At 66.3% G+C, this 26,205-nt stretch carries 22 protein-coding genes and 1 tRNA gene; 12 read left to right on the forward strand and 11 right to left on the reverse strand.

What is annotated here, in order from left to right; translation table 11 throughout:
- Positions 1–30 precede the first annotated feature (30 nt).
- Positions 31–318, reverse strand: coding sequence for a nucleoside triphosphate pyrophosphohydrolase (locus tag HNQ08_RS08755; protein WP_184130041.1), 288 nt, complete (start codon positions 316–318; stop codon positions 31–33).
- Between the two features lie 75 nt (positions 319–393).
- On the opposite strand from HNQ08_RS08755, the gene ffh reads away from it, so the two are divergent.
- Positions 394–1,731 carry a signal recognition particle protein gene (gene ffh / locus HNQ08_RS08760; protein WP_184130044.1) on the forward strand — a complete coding sequence of 446 codons (1,338 nt, stop codon included), beginning with the start codon at positions 394–396 and terminating at the stop codon, positions 1,729–1,731.
- A gap of 86 nt (positions 1,732–1,817) precedes the next feature.
- Positions 1,818–1,893: transfer RNA gene (locus HNQ08_RS08765), tRNA-Lys, on the forward strand.
- 165 nt (positions 1,894–2,058) lie between these two features.
- On the opposite strand, the gene HNQ08_RS08770 is transcribed toward HNQ08_RS08765, so the two are convergent.
- Positions 2,059–3,150: an alpha/beta fold hydrolase gene (locus HNQ08_RS08770; RefSeq protein ID WP_184130047.1), complete on the reverse strand. Its 1,092-nt coding sequence runs from the start codon at positions 3,148–3,150 to the stop codon at positions 2,059–2,061.
- A gap of 103 nt (positions 3,151–3,253) precedes the next feature.
- Here HNQ08_RS08770 and HNQ08_RS08775 point away from each other — a divergent pair, with 103 nt between their 5' ends.
- The 8 genes from HNQ08_RS08775 to HNQ08_RS08810 all read left to right on the forward strand — a co-directional run bounded on the left by HNQ08_RS08775 (position 3,254) and on the right by HNQ08_RS08810 (position 13,144).
- The gene (locus tag HNQ08_RS08775; protein WP_184130050.1) at positions 3,254–4,414 is read left to right on the forward strand and encodes an ABC transporter substrate-binding protein; all 1,161 of its coding nucleotides are present in this window, start codon (positions 3,254–3,256) and stop codon (positions 4,412–4,414) included.
- Between the two features lie 141 nt (positions 4,415–4,555).
- Positions 4,556–5,605 carry an alpha/beta fold hydrolase gene (locus tag HNQ08_RS08780; protein WP_184130055.1) on the forward strand — a complete coding sequence of 350 codons (1,050 nt, stop codon included), beginning with the start codon at positions 4,556–4,558 and terminating at the stop codon, positions 5,603–5,605.
- A gap of 53 nt (positions 5,606–5,658) precedes the next feature.
- On the forward strand, positions 5,659–6,519 hold the full coding sequence (locus HNQ08_RS08785; protein WP_184130058.1) for a branched-chain amino acid ABC transporter permease: 861 nt from the start codon (positions 5,659–5,661) through the stop codon (positions 6,517–6,519).
- Positions 6,520–6,530: 11 nt separating this feature from the next.
- Positions 6,531–7,508: a branched-chain amino acid ABC transporter permease gene (locus tag HNQ08_RS08790; protein WP_184130061.1), complete on the forward strand. Its 978-nt coding sequence runs from the start codon at positions 6,531–6,533 to the stop codon at positions 7,506–7,508.
- On the forward strand, positions 7,505–8,248 hold the full coding sequence (locus tag HNQ08_RS08795) for an ABC transporter ATP-binding protein (RefSeq protein WP_184130064.1): 744 nt from the start codon (positions 7,505–7,507) through the stop codon (positions 8,246–8,248). Before HNQ08_RS08790 ends, HNQ08_RS08795 begins: the two co-directional genes overlap by 4 nt.
- A gap of 88 nt (positions 8,249–8,336) precedes the next feature.
- Positions 8,337–9,065 carry an ABC transporter ATP-binding protein gene (locus tag HNQ08_RS08800; RefSeq protein ID WP_184130067.1) on the forward strand — a complete coding sequence of 243 codons (729 nt, stop codon included), beginning with the start codon at positions 8,337–8,339 and terminating at the stop codon, positions 9,063–9,065.
- Positions 9,066–9,166: 101 nt separating this feature from the next.
- The gene (locus HNQ08_RS08805; RefSeq protein ID WP_184130070.1) at positions 9,167–12,235 is read left to right on the forward strand and encodes an AfsR/SARP family transcriptional regulator; all 3,069 of its coding nucleotides are present in this window, start codon (positions 9,167–9,169) and stop codon (positions 12,233–12,235) included.
- 138 nt (positions 12,236–12,373) lie between these two features.
- On the forward strand, positions 12,374–13,144 hold the full coding sequence (locus HNQ08_RS08810; RefSeq protein WP_184130073.1) for a 3-hydroxybutyrate dehydrogenase: 771 nt from the start codon (positions 12,374–12,376) through the stop codon (positions 13,142–13,144).
- Between the two features lie 142 nt (positions 13,145–13,286).
- Here HNQ08_RS08810 and HNQ08_RS08815 read toward each other — a convergent pair whose 3' ends face one another.
- From HNQ08_RS08815 to HNQ08_RS08840, 6 genes are all read right to left on the reverse strand, one after another.
- A complete protein-coding gene (locus HNQ08_RS08815) occupies positions 13,287–13,778 on the reverse strand; it encodes a CAP domain-containing protein (protein WP_184130076.1) in 492 nt (163 codons plus the stop codon).
- 71 nt (positions 13,779–13,849) lie between these two features.
- The gene (locus tag HNQ08_RS08820; RefSeq protein ID WP_184130079.1) at positions 13,850–15,898 is read right to left on the reverse strand and encodes a M3 family metallopeptidase; all 2,049 of its coding nucleotides are present in this window, start codon (positions 15,896–15,898) and stop codon (positions 13,850–13,852) included.
- A 69-nt stretch (positions 15,899–15,967) separates the two neighbouring features.
- Complete coding sequence (locus tag HNQ08_RS08825) at positions 15,968–17,149, reverse strand: cation:proton antiporter (RefSeq protein ID WP_184130082.1); 1,182 nt, start codon at positions 17,147–17,149, stop codon at positions 15,968–15,970.
- A 32-nt stretch (positions 17,150–17,181) separates the two neighbouring features.
- Positions 17,182–17,697, reverse strand: coding sequence for a cation:proton antiporter regulatory subunit (locus HNQ08_RS08830; protein ID WP_184130084.1), 516 nt, complete (start codon positions 17,695–17,697; stop codon positions 17,182–17,184).
- 90 nt (positions 17,698–17,787) lie between these two features.
- Positions 17,788–18,768, reverse strand: a complete 981-nt coding sequence (trmB, locus tag HNQ08_RS08835; RefSeq protein WP_184130086.1) for a tRNA (guanine(46)-N(7))-methyltransferase TrmB — start codon at positions 18,766–18,768, stop codon at positions 17,788–17,790.
- Positions 18,765–19,517 carry an FAD-dependent oxidoreductase gene (locus HNQ08_RS08840; RefSeq protein WP_184130423.1) on the reverse strand — a complete coding sequence of 251 codons (753 nt, stop codon included), beginning with the start codon at positions 19,515–19,517 and terminating at the stop codon, positions 18,765–18,767. The genes trmB and HNQ08_RS08840 overlap by 4 nt, the downstream gene beginning before the upstream one ends.
- Positions 19,518–19,620: 103 nt before the next feature.
- Between HNQ08_RS08840 and HNQ08_RS08845 the strand changes: the two genes are divergently transcribed.
- Positions 19,621–20,175, forward strand: coding sequence for an SRPBCC family protein (locus HNQ08_RS08845; RefSeq protein WP_184130088.1), 555 nt, complete (start codon positions 19,621–19,623; stop codon positions 20,173–20,175).
- Between the two features lie 364 nt (positions 20,176–20,539).
- Here the strand turns inward: HNQ08_RS08845 and HNQ08_RS08850 are convergent, their stop codons facing one another.
- Positions 20,540–20,848 (reverse strand): hypothetical protein, encoded by a 309-nt coding sequence (locus HNQ08_RS08850; RefSeq protein WP_184130090.1) that lies wholly within the window; start codon positions 20,846–20,848, stop codon positions 20,540–20,542.
- Positions 20,849–20,852: 4 nt separating this feature from the next.
- Positions 20,853–23,741, reverse strand: a complete 2,889-nt coding sequence (topA, locus tag HNQ08_RS08855; RefSeq protein ID WP_184130092.1) for a type I DNA topoisomerase — start codon at positions 23,739–23,741, stop codon at positions 20,853–20,855.
- Positions 23,742–23,971: 230 nt separating this feature from the next.
- Between topA and HNQ08_RS08860 the strand changes: the two genes are divergently transcribed.
- On the forward strand, positions 23,972–24,544 hold the full coding sequence (locus HNQ08_RS08860; protein ID WP_184130094.1) for a YdcF family protein: 573 nt from the start codon (positions 23,972–23,974) through the stop codon (positions 24,542–24,544).
- Between the two features lie 49 nt (positions 24,545–24,593).
- On the opposite strand, the gene murJ is transcribed toward HNQ08_RS08860, so the two are convergent.
- Positions 24,594–26,180 (reverse strand): murein biosynthesis integral membrane protein MurJ, encoded by a 1,587-nt coding sequence (murJ, locus tag HNQ08_RS08865; RefSeq protein WP_184130097.1) that lies wholly within the window; start codon positions 26,178–26,180, stop codon positions 24,594–24,596.
- Positions 26,181–26,205 lie beyond the last annotated feature (25 nt).

Raw genomic sequence — 26,205 nt, forward strand, 5'->3', positions numbered from 1 at the left:
GGAACGATTCAAGAGCTTCCGCACGTTGAGTCATCCAGACGACGGCTCCCACCACAACCGCGCCGCGAAAGCACCGCGCTCCTCTGCCTTTTGCCGCCTTAGCGTCTCCAGTTGCTCCGTGTCCACACCATCGAGTCGTGCCAGCGCATATACGACTTCCAGCACGTCTGCCAGTTCGAGCACCTCGCCCGATTCCAGGTATTCACTGACCTCCTCGCCCAGTTTGGTGTGGAGGGCGGCACGAAAATGTTCCGTATCGAGAACCCCAGACATTCCGCCGAAAAGTTCCGGAATCCGGTCACGAACCAGTTTGCCCATGTCCGCAGCATAAAGCCCCCCAACCTCCGCTTCTGCTAACAGAAAACGCCTGCCCCCGCGTGGTAATTTGCCCACATGTTTGAGTCGTTGGGCAACAAGTTGCAGGACATTCTGGACCGGGTGGGTAAGGAACGGCAGCTCACCGAGTCCCAGGTCAAGGCCGCCATGCGTGAGATCCGCATGGCCTTGCTGGAAGCCGATGTGAATTTCGGCGTCGCCAAGGAATTTGTGGCGAAGGTCTCCGAGAAAGCCGTGGGACAGGAGGTGTCGGGCAGCCTCAATTCCGGGCAGACCGTGGTCAAGCTGGTCCACGATGAGCTGATCCAGACGCTGGGCGGCAAATCGGTGCAGCCTGAATTGAAGGCTGAGGGCAACGTGTGGTTCATGGTGGGCCTGCAGGGAGCGGGCAAAACGACCAGCACCGGCAAACTGGCCGCGCACTACAAGAGCAAGGGCCGCCGCGTGCTGCTGGTGGCCGCCGACACCCAGCGCCCGGCGGCGCGGGATCAGCTGGAAGTGCTGGCCAAGCAGGTGGGCGTGCCCGTGTTGAAGGTGGCCGACGGGGAAGCCCCCGCCGAGACCCGCCGCCGCGTGGACGAGCACCTCAAGACCGACTTCCGCGATCTGGTGATCGTGGACACGGCTGGCCGCCTGCAGATTGACGAGGCGCTGATGGATCAGCTGGCTGATCTGCAGGCGGCCATGCAGCCCACCGAAACCCTGCTGGTGGTGGACGCCATGACCGGACAGGAAGCGCTGAATGTGGCGCAAACCTTCGACACGCGTGTGCAGGTGTCGGGCCTGATCATCACCAAGATGGACGGCGACGCGCGCGGTGGGGCCGCCCTCTCGGCCCGGAGCGTGACGGGCAAGCCCATCTACTTCGCCGGAACCAGCGAGAAGATCTCGGGCCTGGACGCCTTTCACCCCGACCGTGTGGCCGGGCGCATCCTGGGCATGGGCGACGTGCTGGGATTGATCGAGCGCGCCGAGCTGGCAGACCTTAAGGCGATGGAGGTCAAGAAGCCCGGTGACTTTGACCTGGAAGACCTGCTGACCCAGCTGCGTCAGATTCGCAAGATGGGGCCGCTAGGCGACCTGCTCAAGCTGATTCCCGGCATGAGCCGCGCGCTGCCTGAGGGCTTCAACGTGGACGAGAAGCAGATTCAGCGCATCGACGCCATGATTTCCAGCATGACCCTCAAGGAACGGCGCAACCCCAAGGTCATTGACGGGCGGCGGCGCAAGCGCATCGCAGCGGGCAGCGGCCATAGCGTGCAGGACATCAACAAGCTCCTTAAAATGCACGAGCAGATGAAGGACATGATGAAGATGCTGGGACGCATGGGCGGCAAGGGTCCAGGCGGCAAACCGCCACGTATGCCCAATCTGCCGCCCAACGTCCGCCGCTAAACCTTTCTTGAGATTGACAGTTCAGGCTGCCCTCCGTATACTCACACCCGCTGCAAAAACGCCCATACGAGGGTTTGTTGGCGCGCGGGTCGTTAGCTCAATCGGTAGAGCAGCTGACTTTTAATCAGCGGGTTGTAGGTTCAAGTCCTACACGACCCACCATACAGACTCCGTCTTTGGCGGAGTTTTTCTTTTCTGAGACTGGCAAGCAACGCATGACCATCCGATTCTGCAAGGGTTAAGGTAGAAGTCGAGCTTGAAGTGCCCGAAGTCAAGCTCCACAACCATCCTAAGAACTCCAGAGGACGCCGACCCAACCCGAACGGGTTACATTCCTGACAACTTGCTATCCACTGCGCTCGCACCAGCCAGCATCGAAGGGGTGGGAGTGTCCAACAGGTTCTGCAGGGGTGCGGCGAAGGCTACCGTGTCGTTGACGCAGCCGAGGTGACCCTGCGCGGAATCAAATTCCAGATGGGTGTGGGCCACCCCCGCCAATGCCGACTCCTGGGCGAAAGCCCGCATCTCGGCGGCGGGAAAGAACTGGTCCACGGCAATATTCACAGTCAGCAGATTCAAACCCACGCCAGCCCAGCGGGTGAACAGCTGGGGGTGCGGGGCCACTGACGACAGGTCGTGCGTGCCCACCAGCCGCGCGATGTCCAGGATATGCGGCAGGCTGGCCGTTCCCGAACGGGAGGACAGGTACGAGTTGAAATCGACCTCCCGGAACATCGACTCAAGGCCATCCGCGCCCAGGCCAAAGAAAGTGATCATGCGTAAGGCTCCGTCTAGACCGCCCACCTGCGCCACCTGATGCAAAAAGGGGGTGAAAGCCTCACGCAGAGCTGGGCCGATGTATGGGCTGGCCGCCACCGCCGCCACGCGCGGCGCGAGTTCGGGGCAACGGGCGGCCCACTGCAGGGCCTGCAAGCCGCCCAGACTGGGACCCACCACCGCATGCCAGCGCTCCACACCCAGCGTCCGCATCAGGTGCAGCTGAATGGTGTGCAGGTCGCCGAAATCCCAGACTGGAAACCGCTGGCCCCACCGCTCCCCGTCTGGACGGAGGGTGTCCGGCCCGGTGGTGACGATGCCGGGATCATGCGCCTGGACGTTGGACGGCGTGTTCATGCAGATCACGAAAAAACGGTCCGTGTCCAGCGCCCGTCCCGGTCCGATCAACGCGGCCCACCAGCCGGGCGTTCCGTCCGGGTTGGTTCCCGCCGCGCGCATAGTGCCGGTGTAGTAATGACAGACCAGCACGGCATTGTCACGCGCCGCATTGAGCGCGCCCCACGCCTGCGCGCCCAGCCGCAGCGGCACGTCCACACTCGAAAACGTCGCCTGGGCCGAGAAGATCCACTCGCCTGGCCCGTTGCCCGCCTCCAGTCTTGCCTCCCGCAGCGTCTCGCTCATCACCGCTGAGGGTAGGCGTGGAGCGTTACGCGGCGGTCACAGTGGGAGGACGGCGTTTTGCTGTAACGCCCCCGTGACGCCGCTCCTTTAAACTGCCCGCGTTATGAAAACTCTACTTCTGACGGGCGTGCTGCTCGCGGTTTCCGGTGCGGGCGCGGTGAAAGTGGGCGTGCTGATTCCCCTCTCGGGGGCAGGCAGCGTTTCGGGCCAGGCGGCCAAGAACGGCTACGAACTGGCGCTGGCCGAGATCAACAAGGCCGGTGGCGTGCTGGGCAAGCCCCTGGAAGTGGTGTACGGCGACGATGCCAGTGCCGCAGCCAAAGCGGTACCAGAATTCGTGAAGTTGGTCACGGTGGACAAGGTGGACTTCATGGCGGGCGGCGTGAGCAGCGCGGTCAGCGTGGCCCTGTCCGGCCCGGCCAAGCAGTACAACACCTTCATGGCCTGGATCGGGGCCGCCGCCACGCCCGTCGAGGACGCCTTCGCCGACCACAAGTATTTCTTCCATTACCACCCCTGGTCCTACTACAATTTCGAGGCCATCCTGGACTTCTTCAAGACCCTCAAGGACAAGCAGGGGGCCAAGAACATCGCCATCGCCTATGAGGACGGTCCCTTCGGGAGCGCGGGCATCGACGCCACCGTGGACGCCTTCAAGAAGGCTGGCTTCAATGTCGTGCTGACCGAGAAGTTCAAGACCGGCAGCGGCAATTTCGGCCCACTGGTCAGCAAGGCCAAGGCCGCCAAGCCCGACATCATGTACTGGGTGGGCTACGACACCGACGCCCTGCCCCTGGCCACCGAGATCAAACAACAGAACCTCAAGCTGGGCCTGATCTACGGCACGCCGCCCAGCTGGCCGGTAGGCTTCGAGAAAAATCCTCTGGCCAACGACATCGCGGGCCTGAGCCTGTGGCTGCCCACCAGCCCCAACAAGGAAAGCCGCGCCTTTGTGGACGCCTACAAGAAGAAGTTCAGCAACGTCACCGAGGAATACTTCGCGCCGCTGGCCTACGTGAACTTGAAGTCGCTGGCCGCTGCCATCAACAAGGCGGGCAGCACCGACAAGGACAAGGTGGCCGCCGAACTCGCCAAGACCAACATGCCCACGCCCTTCGGCACGCTGACCTTCAGCAAGAGCCTCAAGACCCAGTACCAGGGGTTCAAGGCGGGCAACTGGTTACACTTCCAGTTCCTGAACGACACCCGCGCGCCGGTCTACCCAGCCAGCTTCTCCCAGAAGCCCGTCGTCTGGGGCAAATAAACGGCCAAGGACACCGGGCACCGGGTCAGGTGCGCAGGCCGCCACGCCCTGATCCCTCCCGTTCCCCAGGGAAAAGGTCCGAAGGATCAGGGTGTGGCTCCATTTGCGGCCACCCCCGGTCGGTCACACAGAGGACATCCAATGACGCTCACCTCACGAACAATTCAGACCCCGCGCCTGAGGACCGCCGTGCTGGAGCGGCCTGCGAAGGGCGAGACGAAACGCCGACTGCTGCTGGTTCACGGCAACGTGTCCGACAGCGAATTCTTCCGTGACCTGATGGACACGTTGCCGGAAGACATTCATGCTGTCGCCCCCGACCTGCGCGGCTACGGCGACAGCGAGGCCAGACCGATCGACGCCAGACGTGGCCTGCGTGACTGGTCCGACGATCTGCTGGCGTTGCTGGACACCCTGGAGTGGAAGGACGCTCATCTGCTGGGCTGGAGCATGGGTGGGGGCGTCGTCATGAACGTGGCGGTGGACGCTCCGGCACGAGTTCAGTCCCTGACGCTGGTGGCCCCGGTCAGTCCCTACGGCTTCGGCGGCACGCACGGCGCGGACGGCACGCCCAACACGCCGGATTTCGCAGGTTCGGGCGGCGGCACGGTCAATGCCGCCTTCGTCGCGGCGGTGGCCGCCGGGGACCGCTCGGACACGGCAGGCAGCCCCCGCGACGTGATGCGCAAGTTCTACTTCAACGCCGCCCAGTTTCAACCCCGTGCGGACAAAGAAGAGGCGTGGGTTACGTCGATGCTCAAGACCCGCACGGGTGAAGGCTTCTACCCCGGCGACATGACCGCCAGCGAACACTGGCCGAATGTCGCGCCGGGAACGGCGGGGGTGGCCAATGCTTTCAGTTCCAGGTACATGAACCTGTCGGCGTTCGCGGAGTTGAATCCGCCGCCGCCCGTGCTGTGGGTGCGGGGGGACGCCGACGCCATCGTGGGGAACGCCAGCCTGTTCGATCTGGCCCAGCTGGGCGCTCTGGGCGCCGTACCCGGCTGGCCCGGCCTGGACGCCTGCCCACCCCAGCCGATGCTGACGCAGACGCGAGCGGTGCTGGAACGCGGCGAGGCCAACGGCGGCCAGTGGCGCGAACTGGTGCTGCCCGGGGTGGGCCACTCGCCCTTCATTGAGGCGCCGGACGAGTTCAGGACGGCCCTGCTGGAGCATCTGGGCGGCAGCTAGCGTTGCTCTCAGACAGCAAGAACCCAAGGACATCGCCACTTTACGGAGCCCCAATGGACCTCTTTTTACAAACCCTGCTCAATGGCCTGCTGCAAAGCGGGATCTACGCGCTGGTGGCCTCCGGGCTGGCGCTGGCGGTGGGCGTGGTGGGCATCGTCAACTTCGCGCACGGCGAGTTCCTGATGATCGGGGCCTTCATGGCCTGGGCGGCCAGTGCCTTTCTGGGCGTGGACCCACTGCTGTCGCTGCCCCTGGTGGCGGTGGCGGTCTTCGGCGTGGGCGCCCTGACCTACCGGGTCAGCATCCGGCATGTGCTGCTGGCCCCCGAATTAAACCAGATGCTGCTGACCTTCGGGCTGGGCATCCTGCTGCAAAACCTGGCGCTGATGCTGCTGGGCGGCAACACCCGGACCGTGACCACGCCGTACCAAGCCAGCAGCCTCACCATCGGCGAACTGAGCATCGGCGGCCCCAAGGCGATTGCCTTCGGGCTGGCCGTGGTCCTGCTGGGAGCGCTGTACTTCACGCTGTACCGAACCGTCCTGGGCCGCCAGATGCGCGCGGTGGCGCAGAACCGGCGGGGCGCTCAACTGATCGGCATTCCGGTGGACCGGGTTTACCTGATTGCCTTCGGAGTGTCGTGCGGGCTGGCGGCAGTGGCCGGCGTGCTGGTCAGCGTCCTGCTGTTTGCCTCGCCCACCGTGGGGCTGGTCTTTGCCCTGAAGGCCTTTGCCATCATCGTGATGGCGGGGCTGGGCAATCTGACCGGCGTGCTGTGGGCCTCGGTGATCCTGGGCCTGTCTGAGGCGCTGGTGCAGACGTACGTGCCGGGCGGCGGAGGCTGGAGCGACGCGGTGTTCTTCCTGATGATCTTCGGCACGCTGGTTCTCCGCTCCTTCAGGAAGGCTGCATGAGGGCTGACCGCATGAGGGCACCTGTCTCCAGACGGCAGGCCGCCCGCAAACCGGACGTTACGGCTGTGGCCCTGATCCCGCTGGCGATCTTCTTCGCGCTGGCCCTGGTCTTTCCCTTTCTCCCGCTGGGCGACAGGGGGGCGTTCCTGCTGCAGATCGGCTTCTTCACGCTGGTGGCCGGAATCATGGCGCTGTCGTGGGACATTCTGGCGCGGAGCGGGCAGGTCAGCCTGGCGCACGCGGCGTTCTACGGGCTGGGCGCTTACGGCTATGCGCTGCTGCTGAAAACCGGCCTGGCATGGCCGCTGGCGATGCCTCTGGCGGCGCTGGGCGCGGGCGTGGTCAGCCTGATTCTGGGCGCGGTCACCATGCGCCTGAGCGGCATGTACTTTGCCATCGCCACCCTGGCCTTTACCGAGGTGGTGCGGACGGTCATCCAGAACCTGCCGGAGGATGTGGCGGGCGGCGCGAACGGCCTGCTGGTTCCAGCGCTGCTGGGAGGCAACCCGCGTGGTCAGTACCTGCTGGCGCTGGCGCTGCTTGTACTGACCGCTGGGGTCAGCCTAGCCGTCCGGATGGGCCGACTGCATCACGCCTTCGCCGCCATCCGGCAGGGTGAGGAAACTGCGCGGGTGCTGGGCGTCTCCACCGTGCGCTACAAGCTGGCGGCCTTCTTCATCTCCAGCGTGCTGGCGGCGCTGGCCGGGGTGCTATACGCGGGCAAGACCTTCTTCATCAGCCCGCTCGACACCTTCAGCCTCGCCAATTCCATCGCGCCGCTGACCACCAGCATTTTCGGGGGGCTGTACACCACGCTGGGGCCGATCCTGGGCGCAACGGTCCTACGGGTGGCCGAGGAAGCGCTGCACAACGCCGTCAAGAACGGCTATCTGGTGGTGTACGGCCTGGTGCTGATGCTCAGTATCCTGTGGCTGCCGCGCGGACTGATGGGCCTGTTCCGGCGCGGGCGGCACGGAGGCGATGTATGACTGGCAACGTCGTGCTCCGGGCCGATGGCCTGAGCAAACGCTTCGGTGGCCTTCAGGCCGTCAAGGACGTGACCTTTAACCACCACGACGGCGAGATTCTGGCCGTCATCGGGCCGAACGGGGCGGGCAAGACCACCCTGCTGAACCTGCTGTCGGGGGTCTACCGCCCCAGCACAGGACGCCTGGAACTGCTGGGTGAGGACGTGACGCACCTGCCGATGGAGCACCGCTGCCACGCCGGACTGGGCCGTGCCTTCCAGGTGGTGCGCCCCTTCCCGGAAATGACCGTTCACGAGAACGTGACGGTGGGCGCGCTGTTTGGAAAACCCGGCACCACCTTGCCGCAGGCGCGCGAACGAGCCTATGACCTGCTGGAGCGTACTGGCCTGGCCGATCAGGCGGCCCGCGCCGCCCACGAGCTGACCCTGCTGCAGGACAAGCGCATGGAAATCGCCCGCGCCCTGGCAACAAACCCCCGCGTCCTGCTGCTGGACGAGGTGATGGCTGGTCTGCGTCCCGGTGAGGCGGCGGAGGCGGTGGATCTGGTGCGCAGCGTCCGGGCCGACGGCGTCAGCGTGCTGTTTATCGAGCACATCATGCCGGTGGTGCGCGATCTGGCAGACCGCGTGGTGGTCATGGATCAGGGTCAGGTCATCGCCCACGGTACTTACCGCGAGGTCACTGCGCACCCGCAGGTGGTGGCCGCTTACCTGGGCACGGAAGAGGGGTTAGGAGCGTGATGGTCACAGGAACCGAAGCGTCCAGGAGTCTGTGGTGGCCAGCGTGTCCCCTCCCGTCCGGGAGGACAGCAGGGGCGGAGGCCACCCCATGACTATCCAGCAAGGACAGGAACTGCTGATCGAAAATCTGGCCGCAGGCTACGGCAAGATTGGGGTGCTTTGGGACGTGAACGTGCGCGTTGGTCCGGGAGAGTTCGTCGCCATGATCGGGGCGAACGGGGCGGGCAAGACCACGACCCTACGGGCAGTCAGCGGCGTGGTGCGGCCCACAGGCGGCAGCATTCGCCTGGGCGGGCAGAACATCACCCGCGCCACACCCTCGCAGATCGTGGGCCTGGGGCTGGGCCACGTTCCAGAAGGCCGCGAACTGTTCGGCCTGATGACCGTGCGCGAGAATCTGGAACTGGGCGCGGCCATGCGCCCCGAAGCCCGCGCAAAGGCGGCGCAGACACTGGAATACGTCTACTCGCTGTTTCCGCGTTTGGCCGAACGCGCCGGGCAACTGGCCGGCACCCTGTCGGGCGGTGAGCAGCAGATGGTGGCGGTGGGCCGCGCCCTGATGGGCTGTCCCAGCGTGCTGGTGGTGGACGAGCCCAGCCTGGGCCTCTCTCCCTTGATGACCCAGACCGTATTCGGGGCATTGAAAGCCGTCCATGCCGAGGGCGTCAGTGTGCTGCTGGTGGAACAGAACGTGGGCCTGAGCCTCAAGCTGGCCCAGCGCGCCTACGTGCTGGAAAATGGCGAGGTGGTCAAGGAGGGCACGGGTACGGCGCTACTGGCCGATCCCGGCGTGCGGGAAGCGTATCTGGCGCTGTAAGGGAGGGGGTTGAGCGGAGGTTGGGCCACGGCTTGCCGACCTGAAACCTTGAACCTTCTAGCTGTCAGACCCAAGCAGCACGGCCTTGCTAGCATCTGGGCATGACCCTCAACTGGCGTGACCTGACCTCGCGGCGGCGGGCGCGGGTGCCAGCGGTTCGCGGCGCGCTGCCCCGGCCCCGCCTGCAAACGGTAATGGACGCGGCGCGCGTGCTGTTGCTGGTAGCCCCGGCTGGCTACGGCAAGACCACCGCGCTGGCCGCGAGCCTGGCGAGCGGAACGCACGCGTGGCTGACCCTGGACGCCGACGACGCCGATCCACAGGTGCTGGCCGCTGGGCTGGCGCTGGCCGCCGAGAGCCTGCCGGGGGGCGCGGTGGTGGCCGAAATGCTGGATGCCGGAGCCGCTCCCCGCCGCGTTGCGGCCCGCGTGGCTGATCTGCTGGACGCCTGCGGCGGCCTGCTGGTGCTGGACGAGGCGCAGCATCTGGGTGGCGAGACAGGGAGCGGCGGGACGACGGGAGATGTGCTCCGCGAGTTGCTGGGCGGAGGCCTCCCGGGCACCACCGCCGGGCGACTGGCGCTACTGTCACGCGTGCCACTGGCCCTCCCCGAACTGGCCCGGCTGGACGCGGCGGGCGAGGTCACCCGACTGGGCACCCCGGAACTCGCCTTCACCCGGCAGGAAGTGGGCGAGCTGCTGCGCGCCGGAGGCCTCGATCCCACCGACGCGGAGGTGCGGCTGGCCCACACGGTCACCGAGGGCTGGCCCATCGCGGTGCGCTTTCTGGCGCAGGCGGCGGTGCAGGGCCGGGTTCAACTGGCCGATTTGGCCGATCTGGACGGCGGCGAGGCGCAGCTGGGGACCCTCTTTTCCTATCTGGCTTCCGAGGTGCTGGGGCCGCTGGATTCCGCCCTGCGCGCGGTGCTGACGCGCGGCAGCCTCTTTGAGGAGCTGACCGCCGAGCTGGCCCGTGAGGTCCTGGGCGAGCCCGACGGCGCGGCGCTGCTGGAGGCGCTGGCGAAGGGCGGCACTTTCCTGACCCGCTCGGAGCAGCTGACCGGTTCAGAGGGTGTGGTCTACCGCGCCCATCCGCTGCTGCGCGCCCATCTGCGCGGCGGACTGACTGGCGCCGAGATTCAAGCGCTGGCCGCGCGCGGGGCGGCGTATTTCGAGCGCACCGGACGGCCCCGTCGGGCGCTGGCGGCGAACCTGCTGTCAGGAGACGTGGCGCGGGCAGCGGCGCTGCTCTCGGTGCACGGCGCGGGCTGGCTGGCGCAGGGTCGGGCCGGGCTGATCGAGCGCAGCCTGGGGCGCCTGCCCCGCGCGGTTTGGACCCCCGAACTACACGCGCTGGCCGGGGACGCCCTACGTCTCTCTTCCCGTTACGGCGAAGCCCTGGCCGAGTACGAACAGGCCACGTCCCTGCTGCGAGCGCTGGGACAGGTGCAGGTGGCGCTGGACACTGTGCAGCCGGACGCCGCCTGGGACGCGCTGACGCTGGCGGACTCGCTTGCTCCGGGCCTGCCACTCGTGCAACGCATGCGCGCCGAGAACCTGCTCAACGCTGGGCGATTGCCTGAAGCGCTGGCACTGGCTCCGGATTTGCGCGACGGCGCACGCGCGGCCCTGCGTTCCGGCGATCTGCAGCGGGCGCTGGAACTGGCGCTGGCGGCGGCCCGTGGCGAGGCGGGCGGCGCGCGGGCGGCCCAGAACCACCGCGAGGGCCTGCTGCTGGCGGCGTTCGTGTACGCGCTGCGCGGCGAAAGCGCTCTGGCCGCCGAACACGCCCGTGCCGGTCTGGCCGAGGGCGAGCGTCTGGAAAGCCCTTTCGTGCGTTCGCTGGCGCTGGCGCGACTGGGGCACGCCCACATGGCAGCGGGAGACCTGGACGCTGCGCGGGCCTCCTACGATCACGCGCTCAGCCTGGCCCAACCCATCTCGGGGCGGCTGCGCGTCGAGCCGCTGATGGGTCTGGCGGCGCTGGCAGGCCGGGCCGGAGACGCGGCGCGGGCGGCGGCGCTGAAGACCGAGGCACTCTCCCAGACGGGGGGCGACGGCTATATGGCTGGACTGCTGCATCTGGCGGCGGCCCTGGGTAATCAGGTGGCGGGCGCCGCAGACGGGACCGGTCTGGATGCAGCCAGTGCAGCATTCCAAACCTGCGGCGACGCCTTCGGACTGGCCTGCGTCGCGCTGGCACGATTTGCAGCTGAGAGCGGCGAGGCGGAAACTGCGGCCCAGGCGGCGGCAACCTACCCTTTCCTGCTGGCCCGGCGCGGCCTGTTCTCACCCGTGGATAGCGCGTCCGGTCGAGCGCGTCTGCTGGCACGGCTGGCGCAGGCGCAGCCTGAATATCAAACTGCCCTGACCCCCATCGCCCACGCGCTGGGCTACCCAGCACTCCCCCACCTCGATCAGACGCCGGGCTTCAACGTCCGGATCGCCGTGCTGGCCCGCGTGTCGGTCACACGCAGCCACGAGACTCGGGTGCGCGAGTGGGGCAGGGCGAGGGCGCGTGATCTGCTCTCGCTCCTCGCGGTTCATGACGGCGGTCTGGCGCGCGAGGCTGCCCAGGAGGCGCTGTTTGCCGGGGCCGATCCCGGCGTGGGCGAGCGCAACTTCCGCGTCACCCTGCACGCGCTGGGGCAGGTGCTGGAGGAGGGCGCAGCCAGCGGGGTGTTTCTGGAACGCGGCGACTGGATTCGCCTGCGGCCTGGCCCCGATCTGCACGTCGATCTGCAGGCCGCCCGCACGCTGCTGGACACCCAGCCCGGAGAGGCCGGACGCCTGGACGGGCTGCTGGCCCTGCCGAGCCGGGTGGCCGACTCCGACCTGAATGACGTGCAGAACGAGGCTCAGCGTTACGCAGCCCGGCTGCCCGACGCCCTGGCCGCCGAGGCGGAATTTGCCCTGAATGTCGGAGAGATCGGGAATGCCATTCGTGCCGCCGAACGAGCCCTGGCCCTGGACGCGGCCCACGAGAGCGCCGCCCACGCCCTGATGCGTGCCTGGCACGCGCGCGGCAACGCTGCCGCCGCGCGCCGCGTCTACGAACAACTCCGCAGCGCCCTGGACGAGCTGGACCTGGAACCGCTGGCGCAGACGCGGGCACTGGGGGAACGGAGCCGGGAGTCAGCCATGCGTGTCAGCGAGGAGCTGACTGGCTAGAAAGCCCTTGCCCCGGCCCACAGTCAGGGGCCGTAAGCTCCCATCACTTTAGAAGCAACGGGCAGTTATCGTTTCCCGCACAGCCTAGCCTCTGGATTCCGAACGCCCCAGTAACGCCCCTGGCCTACACTCCGGGCCATGACAACCTCATCGGAACACAGAACGGCGCTGATCACGGGCGGCACGGGCGGCATCGGCCTCGCCGTCGCGCGCCGGTTTCGGGATGATGGCCTGCGGGTGGCCGTTCTCGATCTGGATCGGCCTGAAAGCCGGGAGATCGCTGCCCAGCACGACCTGACGTTCATCGGGGCGGATCTGGGTCGGCGTGAGGACTGCCGCCGCGCCGTGGATGAGACAGTGGCCACGCTGGGCCGGCTGGACGTCCTGGTCAACAACGCGGGCTTCCAGCACATCGCCCCGGTGGCCGACTTCCCCGAGGACACCTGGGACGCCATGCTGCGCGTGATGCTGACCGCACCGTTCCTGCTGTCCAAATACGCCTGGCCCTACCTGACGAGTGGCGGTCAGGGCCGCATCATCAACATCTCCAGCATTCACGGCCACGTCGCCAGCCCGTTTAAAAGCGCGTATGTCAGTGCCAAGCACGGGCTCATTGGCCTGACGCGCACGGCGGCGCTGGAGGCAGGCGAGCAGGGCCTGACCGTCAATGCCATCTGCCCCGGCTACGTGCGGACACCGCTGGTCACGGGCCAGATGGCCGATCAGGCACGCACGCGCGGCATCAGTATCGAGGAGGTTGAGGGCCGGGTGATGCTGGAGGGTGCGGCCATCAAGCGATTGCTGAATCCCGAGGACATCGCCGCTCTGGCCAGCTATGTCGCCAGCCCTGCCGCCTGGGGCATGACGGGAGCGGTGCTGGACATTGACCTGGGCTGGACCGCCCGGTAGGCAGAGGCCCGGATGTCGGCCTGCACCCAGGTCCCCTGGCTCATGGCCTGAGCTGTTAGCGACGCAGTCACCCGGTGTCGCCGCAGCACAGACGGACAACAAATGGCTGCCGGCAGACACAGTCGCAGGCCGACAGCCGCCTCTACTTCGGCTGGCTGCTCAGCACGATCACGTACGCCGTGCCGCGCGAACCCCGCACCAGGCTTACCCCGGCGTGGGTGTAGCGCCGCTCGGTCATCCAGTAACAATGGACCGGACTGCTCAGCCACCAGAGCATGGCAGCCTCTGTATTGAGGCCCGAACCCATGTACACGATCTCGGTAACGCTGGTGGCGTGAACACCGGTGCTGGCCGCCCGGACGCGGGGGGTGCTGCCGTTTTGCCCGCTGTGGGTCACGCGCCCGGAAGCGCTCATGTATCCGGCCTGCAGGCGGGCAGCCTGGGCGTGGGGGGCGCTAAAGCTCAAGGCACCCGCCACGGGACGTCGCCCGCTGCCCGGACAGCTCACGCCCTGCGCCCTGACCTGATTCAGCCGGGCCAGCAGTTGCGCTTCGGGGCTGGCCTGGGCCTGGGTGGCGGACGTGGCCAGCAGGGGTGTCAGGGCGGCGACGAGCAGCAACGCGCGTTTGACCATCTGCGGAGCATATCGCAACAGGAATCCGGCTCACCGCTTGCAGGGTGAGCCGGATGGCTAGGGCTGGAGGATTACGCGGGCAGCAGGCCGCTGCGGCGCAGCAGGGCGTCCGCGTCGGGATCGCGGCCCATGAACTCGCGGTACAGCTGCGCGGGGTCCTCGCCGCCGCCCCGGCTCAGGACGCTGTCCACGAAGGCGCGGCCCGTCTCGCGGTTGAAAATCCCCTCGCTGGCGAAACGCGAGAAGGCGTCTGCGTCGAGCACCTCGGCCCACTTGTAGCTGTAATAGCCGGCCCCGTAGCCCACGGGGCTGCTGAACAGATGGCTGAAGGCGGCCACCATCGAGTAGTCGTCCGGCAGCTGGAACGGCACGAAGCGGGCCATGCTGTCGCGGGCCAGGGCCACGGGGTCGGCGTCACTGCCCGGATCGTACTCGACGTGCAACATCAGATCCGTTGCGCCGAAGGAGTACTGGCGCATGGCGGTGTTCGCGGCGCGGTAGTTGCGGGCGGCCACCATCTTGTCGAAGAGGTTCTGGGGCAGCGCCTCACCGGTCTGGTAGTGGCGGGCAAACAGATCCAGGGCCTCGCGCTCCATCACCCAGTTCTCCATGATCTGGCTGGGCAGTTCCACGAAGTCCCAGGCCACGCGCGTGCCGCTCAGCGACTTGACTGGCACGCGCGACATGGCGTGGTGCAACAGGTGGCCGAATTCGTGGAACACCGTTTCCACCTCGCGGATCGACAGCAGTGCGGGCGTGTCCTTGCCGGGAGGGGTCATATTGCCGCACATCAGCCCCAGGTGGGGGTCCACCCCTCCTTCACGTGGGCCGCCGGTGATGAAGCCGTTCATCCAGGCCCCGGCGCGCTTGGTGTCGCGAGGGAACCAGTCGGTGTAGAAGGAGGCGACGTGCGTGCCGTCCTCGGCGTGAATGTCGTAGTAGCGCACCTCCGGGTGCCAGCCGGGGGCCTGCGCCTCCTTCACCGACGCGCCGAACACGCGGCGGGTGATCTCAAACACGCCGTTGAGCACGTTGTCGAGGGGGAAGTACGGGCGCAGGGCCTCCTCATCGAAATCGTACTGGGCCTGACGCTGCTTCTCGGCCCAGTACGTTACGTCCCAGGCTTCCAGTGCGGGAGCGTCGGCTCCAGCGTGCTCACGGTAGAAGGCTTCCAGCTGCTCGTTCTCGCGCTCGTAGGCGGGACGGGTGCGGGCTTCCAGGTCGCGCTCGAAGTTCAGGGCCGTCTGTCCGCCGCCGGCCATGCGGTCCTGCAACACGTAATCGGCGAAGTTGGCAAAGCCCAGCAGGTTGGCCTTCTGACGGCGCAGCTGAAGGATCTCCTTGACCAGTGGCCGGTTGTCGCGTCCATCCTGTTTGCCCACCTGCTGCTGGGCCTCCCACAGTTCACGGCGCAACTCGCGGTCATCGGCGTAGGTCATCAGCGGCGTGGTGATCGGCTGGTGCAGGGTCAGGCGGTGGCCGTCCCTGCCATGCGCCCGGGCATCCTCGCGAGTGGCGTCCTTGACGCGCTGCGGCACGCCTGCCAGCCGGTCCCCGCCCACGTACAGCTCGTAGGCGGCGGTGGCGTCCAGCACGTTCTTGCCGAAGTCGCTGGTCACGCGGGCCAGACGGGTGTTCAGCTCCAGCAACCGCGCCTTGTCGGCTTCCTCCAGGTCTGCGCCCTCGCGCTTGAAGTTGTCAATGGTCAGTTTGAGGTGCCGGGCGCGGACCGGGTCGAGCCCCCTGGCATCGTCCGTTGCGGCAAATGCCTTGAGCGCCTTCCACAGGCCCGGGTGCAGGCTGAGATTGGTGTAGAACTCGCTGGTCTTGGGCAGGATCGCCAGCTTGGCCGCCGTCCACTCGGGACTGCTGACCACGCCGTCAAGGTGATGGACGATGGTGGTCACGGTGCTAAGCCGCTCCGTGAGGGTATCCAGATCGGCCATGAAGTTCTTGAACTGCCGTTCGCCGGATTCGGCCAGGCGTTCCAGTTTTTCCCGCGCCTCGGCCAGCAAGGAGTCCACAGCGCTCTCGGCATGTTCGGGCCTGATCTGATCGAAAGGTACACGGAAACCCACGTTAAGCAGCGGGTTCTCCGTCATGACGCTTGATGGATTCATGGCCCGAGTATAGACAGTGGTTTAACCCTGCCTGCACAGAAGCGGGTAGTGCGTCCAGTCATCGCGACCTCATGTGCGTCCCGGGGCGGCAGCACTCTTTTCCGGCTTTTTCCTGTCCAGCAGCGGCGCAAGCTGTGCATCGAAGCGTGACAGCACCGGCCCCAGGATGGCAGTCAGCAGAACGTAAACGGCGGCCAGCGGGCCCAGGCTGGGGGCCAGGCTCAGCCCCAGCCCAGCGATCAGAATGCTGAACTCGCCGCGCGGAATCAGGGTGGTTCCGGCGCGAAAGCGTCCGCGAATCTGCACGCCTGCGCGGGCTGCGCCGATCCAGCCCACCGCGAATTTGGTGGCCCCGGTGACAACGGTCAGAAGGAGGGCAGGCAGCAGCACACCCGGCACCTCGGACAGATTCAGCTGCAAGCCGAAGAACACGAAGAACACGGCGGCAAACAGATCGCGCAGCGGCTCGACCTGTCGCCGCGCCCGCTCAGCCACCTCACCAGACAGAGCGATACCCACCAGAAACGCGCCGATGGCCGCGCTGACCTTGAGTTGATCCGCCACGCCCGCCACCACCAGCACCAGGCCCAGTACGCCCAGCAGCAGGGCTTCATCGCTGGGAACATTCATCACGCGGCTCAGAACATGGCCGTAACGCAGCGCCAGAAAGAAGGCCAGCCCGAAAGCCGCCAGCGCCACCAGCAGGTTCACACCCACCGCCACCAGTGTCCCGCCGATCAGCAGCGCGGCCACCACCGGCAGGTAGGCGGCCATCACCACGTCCTCGATCACGCAGACGGCCAGGATCAGCGGGGTCTCGCGATTGCCCAGCCGCCCGAAGTCGCGCAGGATCTTGCTGGCGATTCCGCTGGAGGTCAGGTAGGTCACGCCGCCCAGTAACACGGCGGCCAAGGGTGTGAACCCCAGCAGGACACCCGCGATCAGACCCGGCGTGAAATTGAGGGCCAAATCAATGAGGCCGATCTGGCCATTGGCCTTGAGGTTGCCGCTAAGCTCCTCGCTGGTGTATTCCAGCCCCAGCGTAAAGAGCAGCAGCACCGCTCCGATCTCCGCGCCGGTGTGGATGAATTCTTCGGGTGCGTTGCCCAGTGACATGAACGCACCTAGAGCGATCCCCGCGAGCAGATATAGCGGGATGGGCGTGATGCCCAGCCGCCCGGCAGCGCGGCCCACCAGGGCCAGCAACATGATCACGCCGCCCAGTTCCAGAAAAAGTTGGCCGAGTTCCACGTCTCACCTCCCAGGGTGTCCAGGAGGCTGATTTACAGGGTCTTGACCAATTCCTTCTCGTCCTGCTCTCCGTTCAGCAGCCGGGCCGCGCGCACCACCCCGCCAGCTGTGCCGACCACCACCACCGTGTCCCCGGCGCGCAGGATGAACTCCGGCCCCGGCGCAGGAATGGCTCCGCCGCCACGGATGATCGCCACGATGCTGGCCCCGGTGCGCGTGCGCAACATGGTGCTGCCCAGCGGCTGGCCGTCAAACGGCGTTGTGGCCGCCAGCGGCAGCCAGTCCATCGCCAGACCCTCGATATCCTGCATGCTCTGGGCCAGACGGCGGGTCACAGTGCTGCCACCCATCAGGTCCGAGACCACTTCCGCCTCGTCCTCAGCCAGCACGATGCTCTGGGCACAGGCGTCGGGATCTTCTTTCAGGGAGACGAACAGCTCACGGCGGCCGTCGCGGTGCGTGATCACACCCACGCGTTTGCCGAAGCGCCCGTCGAAGTCATAGCGCACGCCCACGCCGGGCAAGGGGGTTTCGTCCAGCTTCACCATGCCTTCAGGATAGGGCTTTACGGGGCGCTGGATTGAGGGACGGTACGGAGTGCCGTGGGGCCGCATGCCAAGCTGTGTCGTCCGCGCTTCTCAATAGCCCCGGTGGGTCACCCGGCCGCCCGACTCTTCAAGCCACTCGGTCACCGCGCCCACCGCTGCCTTGACTCCTGGCGTGATGATCGGGCCACCGAACCTGGCCAGACGCACCAGATGGCTGCCGTCCTCGCGCGCCGTGATGCCGACCAGCACTTCTTGGGTCAGCTCGCCCTCGACGACGTGCGCCAGCGCCACCCAGCCGTCGCGGCGCAGGCTGGCATACAGGTCCAGCAGGATGACGGTCCAGTCCCCCCCACGAGCCGTCCGCTTCTGAAAGGGCTGGCCGGGGGTAGCGGGCGTAAACTCTGCGGGCAGGGTCAGAATGGCGTGTGGCACTTGTTCAGGGTCCTCCGGATAGGGACGGACGTCGCCGTGGGGAACGTCCGGGTGGGCGGTGGGCGTGAAGCGGGCGTGCTGGGCGCTGAGGCCCAGATCCCGCCACTTGAGGGCGTACTTGGTTTCCAGCGCGGCGGGCGGCGGCCCGGTCAACTCCACATGCATCACGCCGCTGTCCCGCGCGGCCTGACACGCGAAGTCGAAATACTCGTCGTGATCGGTGGTCAGCAGCACCGCGCCGCCGGGCTTGAGACGTGAGGCGGCCAGCTGGAAGAAGGGCGCGCGCAGCAGGCGGTGCTCCAGGTGGCCTGCCTTGGGCCAGGGATCGGGAAAGTTGACGACGATGGTGTCCAGGCCACCCCGCGGCACCACCTCGCGCAGCAGCACGTCGGCGGGCAGCTTGGTCAGGATGGCGTTGTTTAGGCCCGCGCTCTTCAGGCGACGCTGGGCCTTGAGGAGCGAGACGCCCGACAGTTCCACCCCCAGGTAATTCGGCGGCTCAGCGAACATAGCGGCGTGGTGCGGCCAGAAACGCCCATCCCCAAACCCGATCTCAAGTACCCAGGGACGCCCGGCAGTCTGCGGGTACAGGCGGGGGGTCGCGTCAGGAAAATGAAAGTCGCTGAGGGAAAAGATCATGGAATCACCACGCCCATATCCAGCAGTTCGGCGGCAAGGCGGGCGGCGTCCTGCAGCACACTGTGATACGAGCAGTCGCCGGGCCGCACCCGGCCCACGGCGCGCACGCGGTCAAAGCGGGTCAGGCGAAAGCCGTCCAGCTCACCGGGCGCGGGCGTCAGGAAGCGTACATCGTAGGGCGGCGCACCCTCCACCGCCGCCGCCGTGGCCTCCGCACCGACTAAAAACACGCCCGAGCGGGCCAGATCGTCGGCCAGAAAGTCGTAGGCCACCTCGGACAGTCGCCCGGCCTCCTCCATGCTGTCGCCGATCAGCAGGCGGCCTTTGAGGAAGGCGCCCACGGCCAGAATGACCTGACCGGCGTGTAGTTCTGGTCCCTCCCAGGTGGACAGCACGACATCGGCCTCACGCTCGTCCAGTTCGGTCACTGTGCTCTGCAGCAGGTGAATGCCAGCTGTGCCCTCGATCTGCGCCTTGAGCTGGCGGTGAAAGCTCCAGCCGTCAGTATCGGGCGCGAGGCGGTCGCGGATTTCAGCAAAGACACTTCCAGCCGGAAAATCAGCGCCGTCAATCGTCGGCGCGTACAGGTTGCCCAGGTGGTCCAGGGCCTGCGAAACCAGCAGCACGTCCGCGCCCGCCTGGGCCAGCCGCCACGCCAGCTCGGTTCCGGCCAGGCCTGCGCCCACCACCGCCACGTCATACAGGTGTCCCGGCTGCGGCTGGCTGCGGGGGGTATGGGGTCCAAACATCACGGGACGGAGTGTAGCAACTGGGCTGCGGCACCGGCGAGAACACCAATGGCATGACACCCGGCCTCCAGCTACGCCCGCCCCGCGCTACAGTGGCCCCACTATGTCCGAGTCCATCAGCATCAAGCAGACCATCGTGGTCCGGTCCCGCCCAGACGTGCTCTACCGCCTGGCGCTGGAACCGCGCCGCCGCGTCAAATGGGATCCCAATCTGGCCAAAGCAGAGTACGAGGGCGGCGAGAGCCGCCTGACCAACAACGCCCTGGTGCGCTTCAAATTTGCCCGCAAGCTGCTGGGTCTGAGTTTCACGGCCAAATACGGTCAGTTGCAGGCCCCGCAGCGTGGCGGCTGGGAAAGCGTGCGGCATGTGGGGCCGCTGGAAAAACTGACCCAGGGCTGGCAGTTCAAGCCCATGCCGGGCGGCACCGAGGTCACGCTGACCGTGAACGGACGGATCCGCTACAAGTGGATCAGAACGCCCGTGGAGCGCGTCCTGAACAATATGGTGATCACCACCCTGGTGCAGTTGCAACGCACCGTGGACGCCCAGGGCGCGCAGCTGATGGAGGACATGGGCCGCGAGATGCAGGAAAAACAGAAGGCAGAGGCCAAAGCGGCGAAGGAGGCTGCGAAAGCCGCCAAGCGCAAGAAGAAATAGTGGCGGAAGACGGAGAGCCTCTGGCAACCTAGCGAGGTTTCAGATTCGCACTTCGAAAAGGGGTCTGACAGGTGCGAAGCGGACGGCTCTCCTCGTTCTGCGGAAGAGTCGCGTTTCTAGCAGCTGCCGATGGCTGACACTGCTGCCCAAGTGCCGATCAACATAGGTTTTTCGGCAGAGTCCAGCATGGCGTGGCATAGCTTCAAGAGGAAGCTACCGTTCCCGCACTCGCTTCCGTACCAACGCGACCTGATCGGAGGGCATGGGCAGCTGTGCTGGCGAGACATTGTCGGCAATCCCAGTGAACGCGTCTGAAGTCGGCGTCGGCGGCGGGACGAATCATGCCCCACTTTCTCCCTGGCCGTTATTCGCCGTCCACCGAGAGCAATAACACACTCCCCTCTTTGGTGTCGAAGGCCGTCCAGGGTTCATCGCCTGTCACGCGGTAACCCTCTCCAGGGCGCAGGCGCACAAAATTGCTGAGGGGAAGATCGATCACCGCCTCGCCGCTCAAACAGATCAGCCAGCCGGTCACAGAGTCACCGACCACTTTGCCGTTTAAATTAATCACCCGCAGTTCGCCGCCGGGCAGACCCACCCATTGACCCGGCGCACTTTGCCCCAGACGGGTCAGGTGCAGGGCCTGGGGAACGGCAACCTTCTCGCGGGCCATTCCCTTACTCTCCGCGCGCCGCCTGGTTGAGCTTCTTGCTGGCCTGCAGCGCCATGCCCTTGGCCTTTTTCACATCCAGCCCCAGTTCGGGAGCCACGTCATCCACCTTGCGGCCCTGTTCGCGGGTGGCGGTCACGAGCTGCCGTTCCTGCACCGAGAGGACGCCGATGTGTGGCTTGAGCTGCGCCCAGGTGAAGGTGGATTTGGCTGGAGCCTTCGCGGCAGCCTTCTTCGTGGTTTTCGACGCTGGCGTTTTGGTGGCTGTTTTCCTGGCTGGAGCCTTCTTGGCGGCAGTTTTCTTGGCGGTTGTGGGTTTGGCCGCCGCTTTGCGGGGTTTACCTGCTTTGCCTTTCGGCTCCTTGCCGCGCTCCTCCAGAATCTCCAGCGCACGTTCGGCGGTCAGCGTGGTCTCCGATTCCCCCTTGCGGAGGGTGGCGTTGCGCTCGCCGTCGGTCAGGTAGGGGCCGAAGCGCCCGGACTTGAGGACAATATCGGCGCGGCCCTCGTACTTGTAGGTGCTCAGGGGCGGCGCCGGTGTACGGCCCCTGCCGAAGCGCGGCTGCTTGAACAAGGCCTCGGCCTCGGGCAGCGTCACCGTGAACAGTTCCTCGTGGTTGGTCAGGCTGCGGCTGTCGTTTCCGCGCTTGAGGTACGGGCCATACTTGCCGTTCAGTGCCCAGACCTCCTCACCCTCAGAGGTGCCCACCAGACGCGGCAGGCTGAGCAGCTTCAGGGCGCGCGGCAGGCTGAGGGTTGACAGATCGTCGGTGGGAAACAGGCTGGCGGTGCGAATCGGCGGGTTCTCCGCGCCCAGCGTGACGTAGGGACCGTACCGTCCGGCGCGGGCCACCACTGGCTGCCCCGTCTCCTCGTCCACGCCCAGGGGGCGGTCCCCGCTGGGACGGCTCATGATTTCCTCAGCCTTCTCGGCAGTCAGCTCATCGGGCGCGAGATCCTCAGGCAGGTTGGCCTTGTCGTCACCGCGCTGCATGTAGGGGCCATACCGGCCCACCCGAACCTCGATGCCGCTGCCCTCCAGGCGAGGGACGGCGATGGTGGCGATGCCGCGCGCGTCGATCTCACCCATCTGCCGGTCAATCAGGGGGCGCAGCGCCATGCCCTGACCGTTGTCACCCAGGTAGAAGCGCTTCAGGTACGGCACCCGCTGGGCACGGCCCCCGGCAATGTCGTCCAGATCCTCCTCCATCCGGGCGGTGAAATCGTAATCCACCAGATTCCCGAAGTGGTGTTCCAGCAGCGCAGAAGTGGCAAAGGCCGTCCAACTGGGCACCAGCGCCTGCCCCTTCTTGGCGGCGTATCCCCGGTCCTGGATGGTCCCCAGGATGCTGGCGTAGGTGCTGGGGCGGCCAATGCCCGCGCCTTCGAGGGCCTGCACCAGGCTGGCCTCGGTGTAGCGGGCAGGCGGCTGGGTTTCATGCCCTTCAGGCTTCACGGTCTCGGCGGTCACGCGCTGGCCTTCCTTCAGTGGGGGCAGCGGCGTTTCGCGGTCTTCCAGCGCCGCGCTCGGATCGTCGCTGCCCTCCACGTAGGCGCGCAGAAAGCCGGGAAAGTCGATGGTGCGGCCCGAGGCGCTCAGCCCCACCTCCTCACCCGTCCTGGCCTTACCGCCCAGACGCACGCGCAGGCTGCGGCCCCGCGCGTCGGCCATCTGACAAGCCACCGTGCGCTTCCAGATCAGGTCATACAGACGCCATTCGTCGCCGCCCAGCTCACCGCGGAGTGAATCCGGCGTGCGGAAGCTGCTGCCCGCTGGGCGGATCGCCTCGTGCGCTTCCTGGGCATTCTTGGCCTTCTTGGCATACACGCGTGGCTGCGGCGACAGGTAGGGCTGACCGTACATCTGCGAGACCTGCGTGCGTGCGGCAGTTACGGCCTCTGCCGAGAGGTTGGTGCTGTCCGTCCGCATATAGGTGATGTAGCCGCCCTCGTACAGTCGCTGGGCGGCGCGCATGGTGCGGGTGGCGGCGAACCCCAGCTTGCGACTGCCCTCCTGCTGAAGGGTGGAGGTAATAAATGGCGGATAGGGGCGCTGCGTGAAGGGCTTCTCCTCTGCGGAGATTACCGTCAGCGTCCCTCCGGTGAGGCCCTCGGCCAGGGCACGGGCCTCGGCCTCAGACAGCGTACGGACGTTCGCATCGGGCTTGAGTCTGCCGGTCAGGGGGTCAAAATCCTTGCCCACCGCCAGCTTCTGGCCCGCCACGTCGGTCAGGCGCGCGGGGAAGGTGGCGTTCTCCACCGTGCGGCCAGTCACCAGCAGGTCCCACCAAGAGCCGCTCACGAAACGCATTCGCTCGCGCTCGCGCTCCACCAGCATGCGCGTCGCCACGCTCTGCACGCGGCCCGCCGACAGCTTGGGCGCCACCTTCTTCCACAGCACCGGGCTGACCTCGTAACCGTACAGGCGGTCCAGCGCGCGGCGGGCCTCCTGTGCCTCGACCAGATTGGTGTCGATCTGGCGCGGCGTAGCAATTGCCGCCTGGATCGCATCTTTCGTGATTTCGTGGAAGACCATACGCTTGACCGGTACTTTCGGCTTCAGCTCCTGGTAGAGGTGCCACGCGATGCTCTCGCCCTCACGGTCATCGTCTGTTGCCAGAATGATCTCGTCGGCGTCGGCGGCCAATTTCCTCAGCTTGGCGACATGCTGCCTCTTCTCAGGCGACACCACATAGAGGGGCTGGAAGTCGTTCTCAATGTCCAGTCCCAGGCGCGCCCAGGCCAGGCCCTTGTATTTTTCGGGAATATCCGCCGCACTCTTGGGCAGGTCGCGGATATGCCCGATCGAAGATTCCACCGCGTACCCTTTTCCCAGGTACTTCTCGATGGTGCGGGCTTTGGCGGGGGATTCGACGATTACGAGGGTCTTGGACATAGGGGGCTACTCTCCTGGGGCGCTCTTTTCCGGGACGGCCAGATCCGGCGAGGTCACCGTAACCTGACATTTGAAAGGCAGGCCCGAGGGTAGCACGGCCTCTGAACTGCTTTCGGGAGATAGGGCGCAAAAGACACGTTGTCAACAGGGGCAGATGAGGCCCGTGACACTGGTTAGACCTGAGAGCCACGGTGACACCTTAAATTTTTCTTCATGCTACGCTGCCGGTCATGCACTCCAGAGGGTCCACCCTCACTCTTCTTCCACTGGTCATCCTGGCCCTGCTGGCCATCGTTTTTCTGGCGCTGCCTAACCTGCGAGTGCCCAATGCCGAGCGTCCGTACAGCACGCTGATTGTGCTGGGTGCGGCGCAGTACGCGGGGCGGCCCAGTCCAGCCTTCCAGCGGCGGCTGAACCACGCGCTGGCGCTGTACCGGGGCGGCGGCGTGCAACAGATCGTGGTGACGGGCGGGCGGCGCCCCAACGATCCGTTCAGCGAGGGCGAGGTTGGAACGGCCTATCTGAATCAACACGGTGTCCCGGCAACCGCCCTGCTGGCAGAGACCCGCAGCCGCACCACCATCGAGAACCTGCGCTACGCCCGGACCATGCTGCTGCCCCACACGCCGATCACGCTCGTGACCGACGAGGCCCACGCCCCGCGCGCCCTGGCCCTGGCACGGGCAATCGGCCTCGAGGCCAACGTGAGCGCCAGTCCCCTGAGCGCCAACGTCAACCGCAGTTACCTGCTGCGCGAGAAAGTGGCGCTGGTGGCCTACGCCCTGATTGGTATTCGACTGTAACGCCTTCCGATTGCACCCAAACCGGGATCCGTGCGAGGCTGCCTGTGGCTCAGCGCCGCAGTCTGCGCAGCAGGCCCCCCATCTCCGGCATTCTCAGGAGCAACGCGCCCAGCAGGTAGGCGGCCAGACCCGCGCCGCCCGCCACGCTCAGGCCGATAAGCCCAGGGATGATAAAGCCGGGCGCAGGAATAAAGGGCACGAAACGCAGGGCCAGCCACGCCACCAGACCCGTGATCACGGACAGCGGTAAGACCCGTACCAGATGCGCCGCGACTTCGCGGCCCGGAAAGCCCAGGGCACGGCGGTACAGCCACGCCAGCGCCCCGGCCATCAGAATGCCGCTGAGCGCCGTGCTCACGCCAAAACCCAGTAGCCCCAGCGGCGGCACCACCAGGCGGTAAAGCCCCACCTCTACCACGAAACCCACGGCGCTGACGGTCACGGCCTCCATCGTGCGTTCGCGGGCGTAAAAGGTCCGCAGCAACACGGTGACGATGGCCCAGGGCACCAGGGCCAGACTCCACCCGGTCAGAATGTCGCTGGCCGCTTCGAAACGCGCCACGTTGTAGTCGCGTGAGATGTTGACGATGCTGACCGCATAGGGCGCCAGGACCACCAGAAGCGCGCTCATGGGCGCCGCCAGGAAGGTGGTGGTGCGGATTCCCTGAACGGTCAGCGCCTTGAAGGCAGTCCAGTGACGGGCCGCCGCGTGTTCGGAAAAGCGTGGGAACAGGGCGAGCGCGGGTGAAACCACCAGCAGACCGTTGACCGTGGTAAAGAGGGTCTCGGCGTAAAAGTAGCCAGCCTGGGTGCCCGGCTGGAACCGCCCCGCATCGCTGAGCAGTCGCGTCACGTACAGGTTCAGAAATTGCCTTGCTCCGGCTGTCAAGGTAAACGGAGCCATCTGCCGCAACACCCGCAGCAGCGCCGGGTTGGGCTTCAGACTCGGCGTGGGCAGCAGCCCGAAGCGGGTCAGCGCGGGCAGCTGAACCACCAGTTGCGCCAGCCCGCCGATCAACCAGCCAAAGGCCAGCCAGGTGGCCGTGTTGGGCAGGATGAACAGCGCCGCAATGCTGGCCAGATTAAAGGCCACCGGCGCAAAACTGCTCTCGCGAAAGTGCTCGTCGGCGTTCAACAGGCCCATGGCGATACTGGACAGGCTGATCAGCATCAGAAAAGGCATGACCAGTTGCGTCATATACACGGCCACGGCGCGGTCCACGTTGGGCGTTTCGGCAATCAGCAGGTCAACGATGAATGGCGCGGCCAGAATGCCCAAGGCCATCAGCAGCAGGTTGACTGCGATCAGCACACCGCTGAAGGTCTGGGCCAGGTCTCTTCTCCCAGCGGCATCCAGAGATTTGTAGGTAGGAATAAAAGAATTGACCAGCGCGCCCTCGGCCAGCAGTTCGCGCAGCAGGTTGGGAACCTTGACAGCGACCAGAAAGGCGTCCAGCAAGGTATTGCCGAACAACCCCATGATCTGCGTCCGCACAATGCCCGACAGCCGCGAACCCAACGTGCCCAGCATGACGATCAGGGTGTTGGCCCGCAGCGATTTGCGCGGCAGCGGAGCGGGACGGGCGGGGCCTTTTTGCGATTCGGGGGGATCAGGGGCGGCGGGTGGAACGGTCACGCGGCCAACTGTAGTGGATTGGGGT

Source organism: Deinococcus humi (assembly GCF_014201875.1).
Taxonomy (GTDB): Bacteria; Deinococcota; Deinococci; order Deinococcales; family Deinococcaceae; genus Deinococcus; species Deinococcus humi.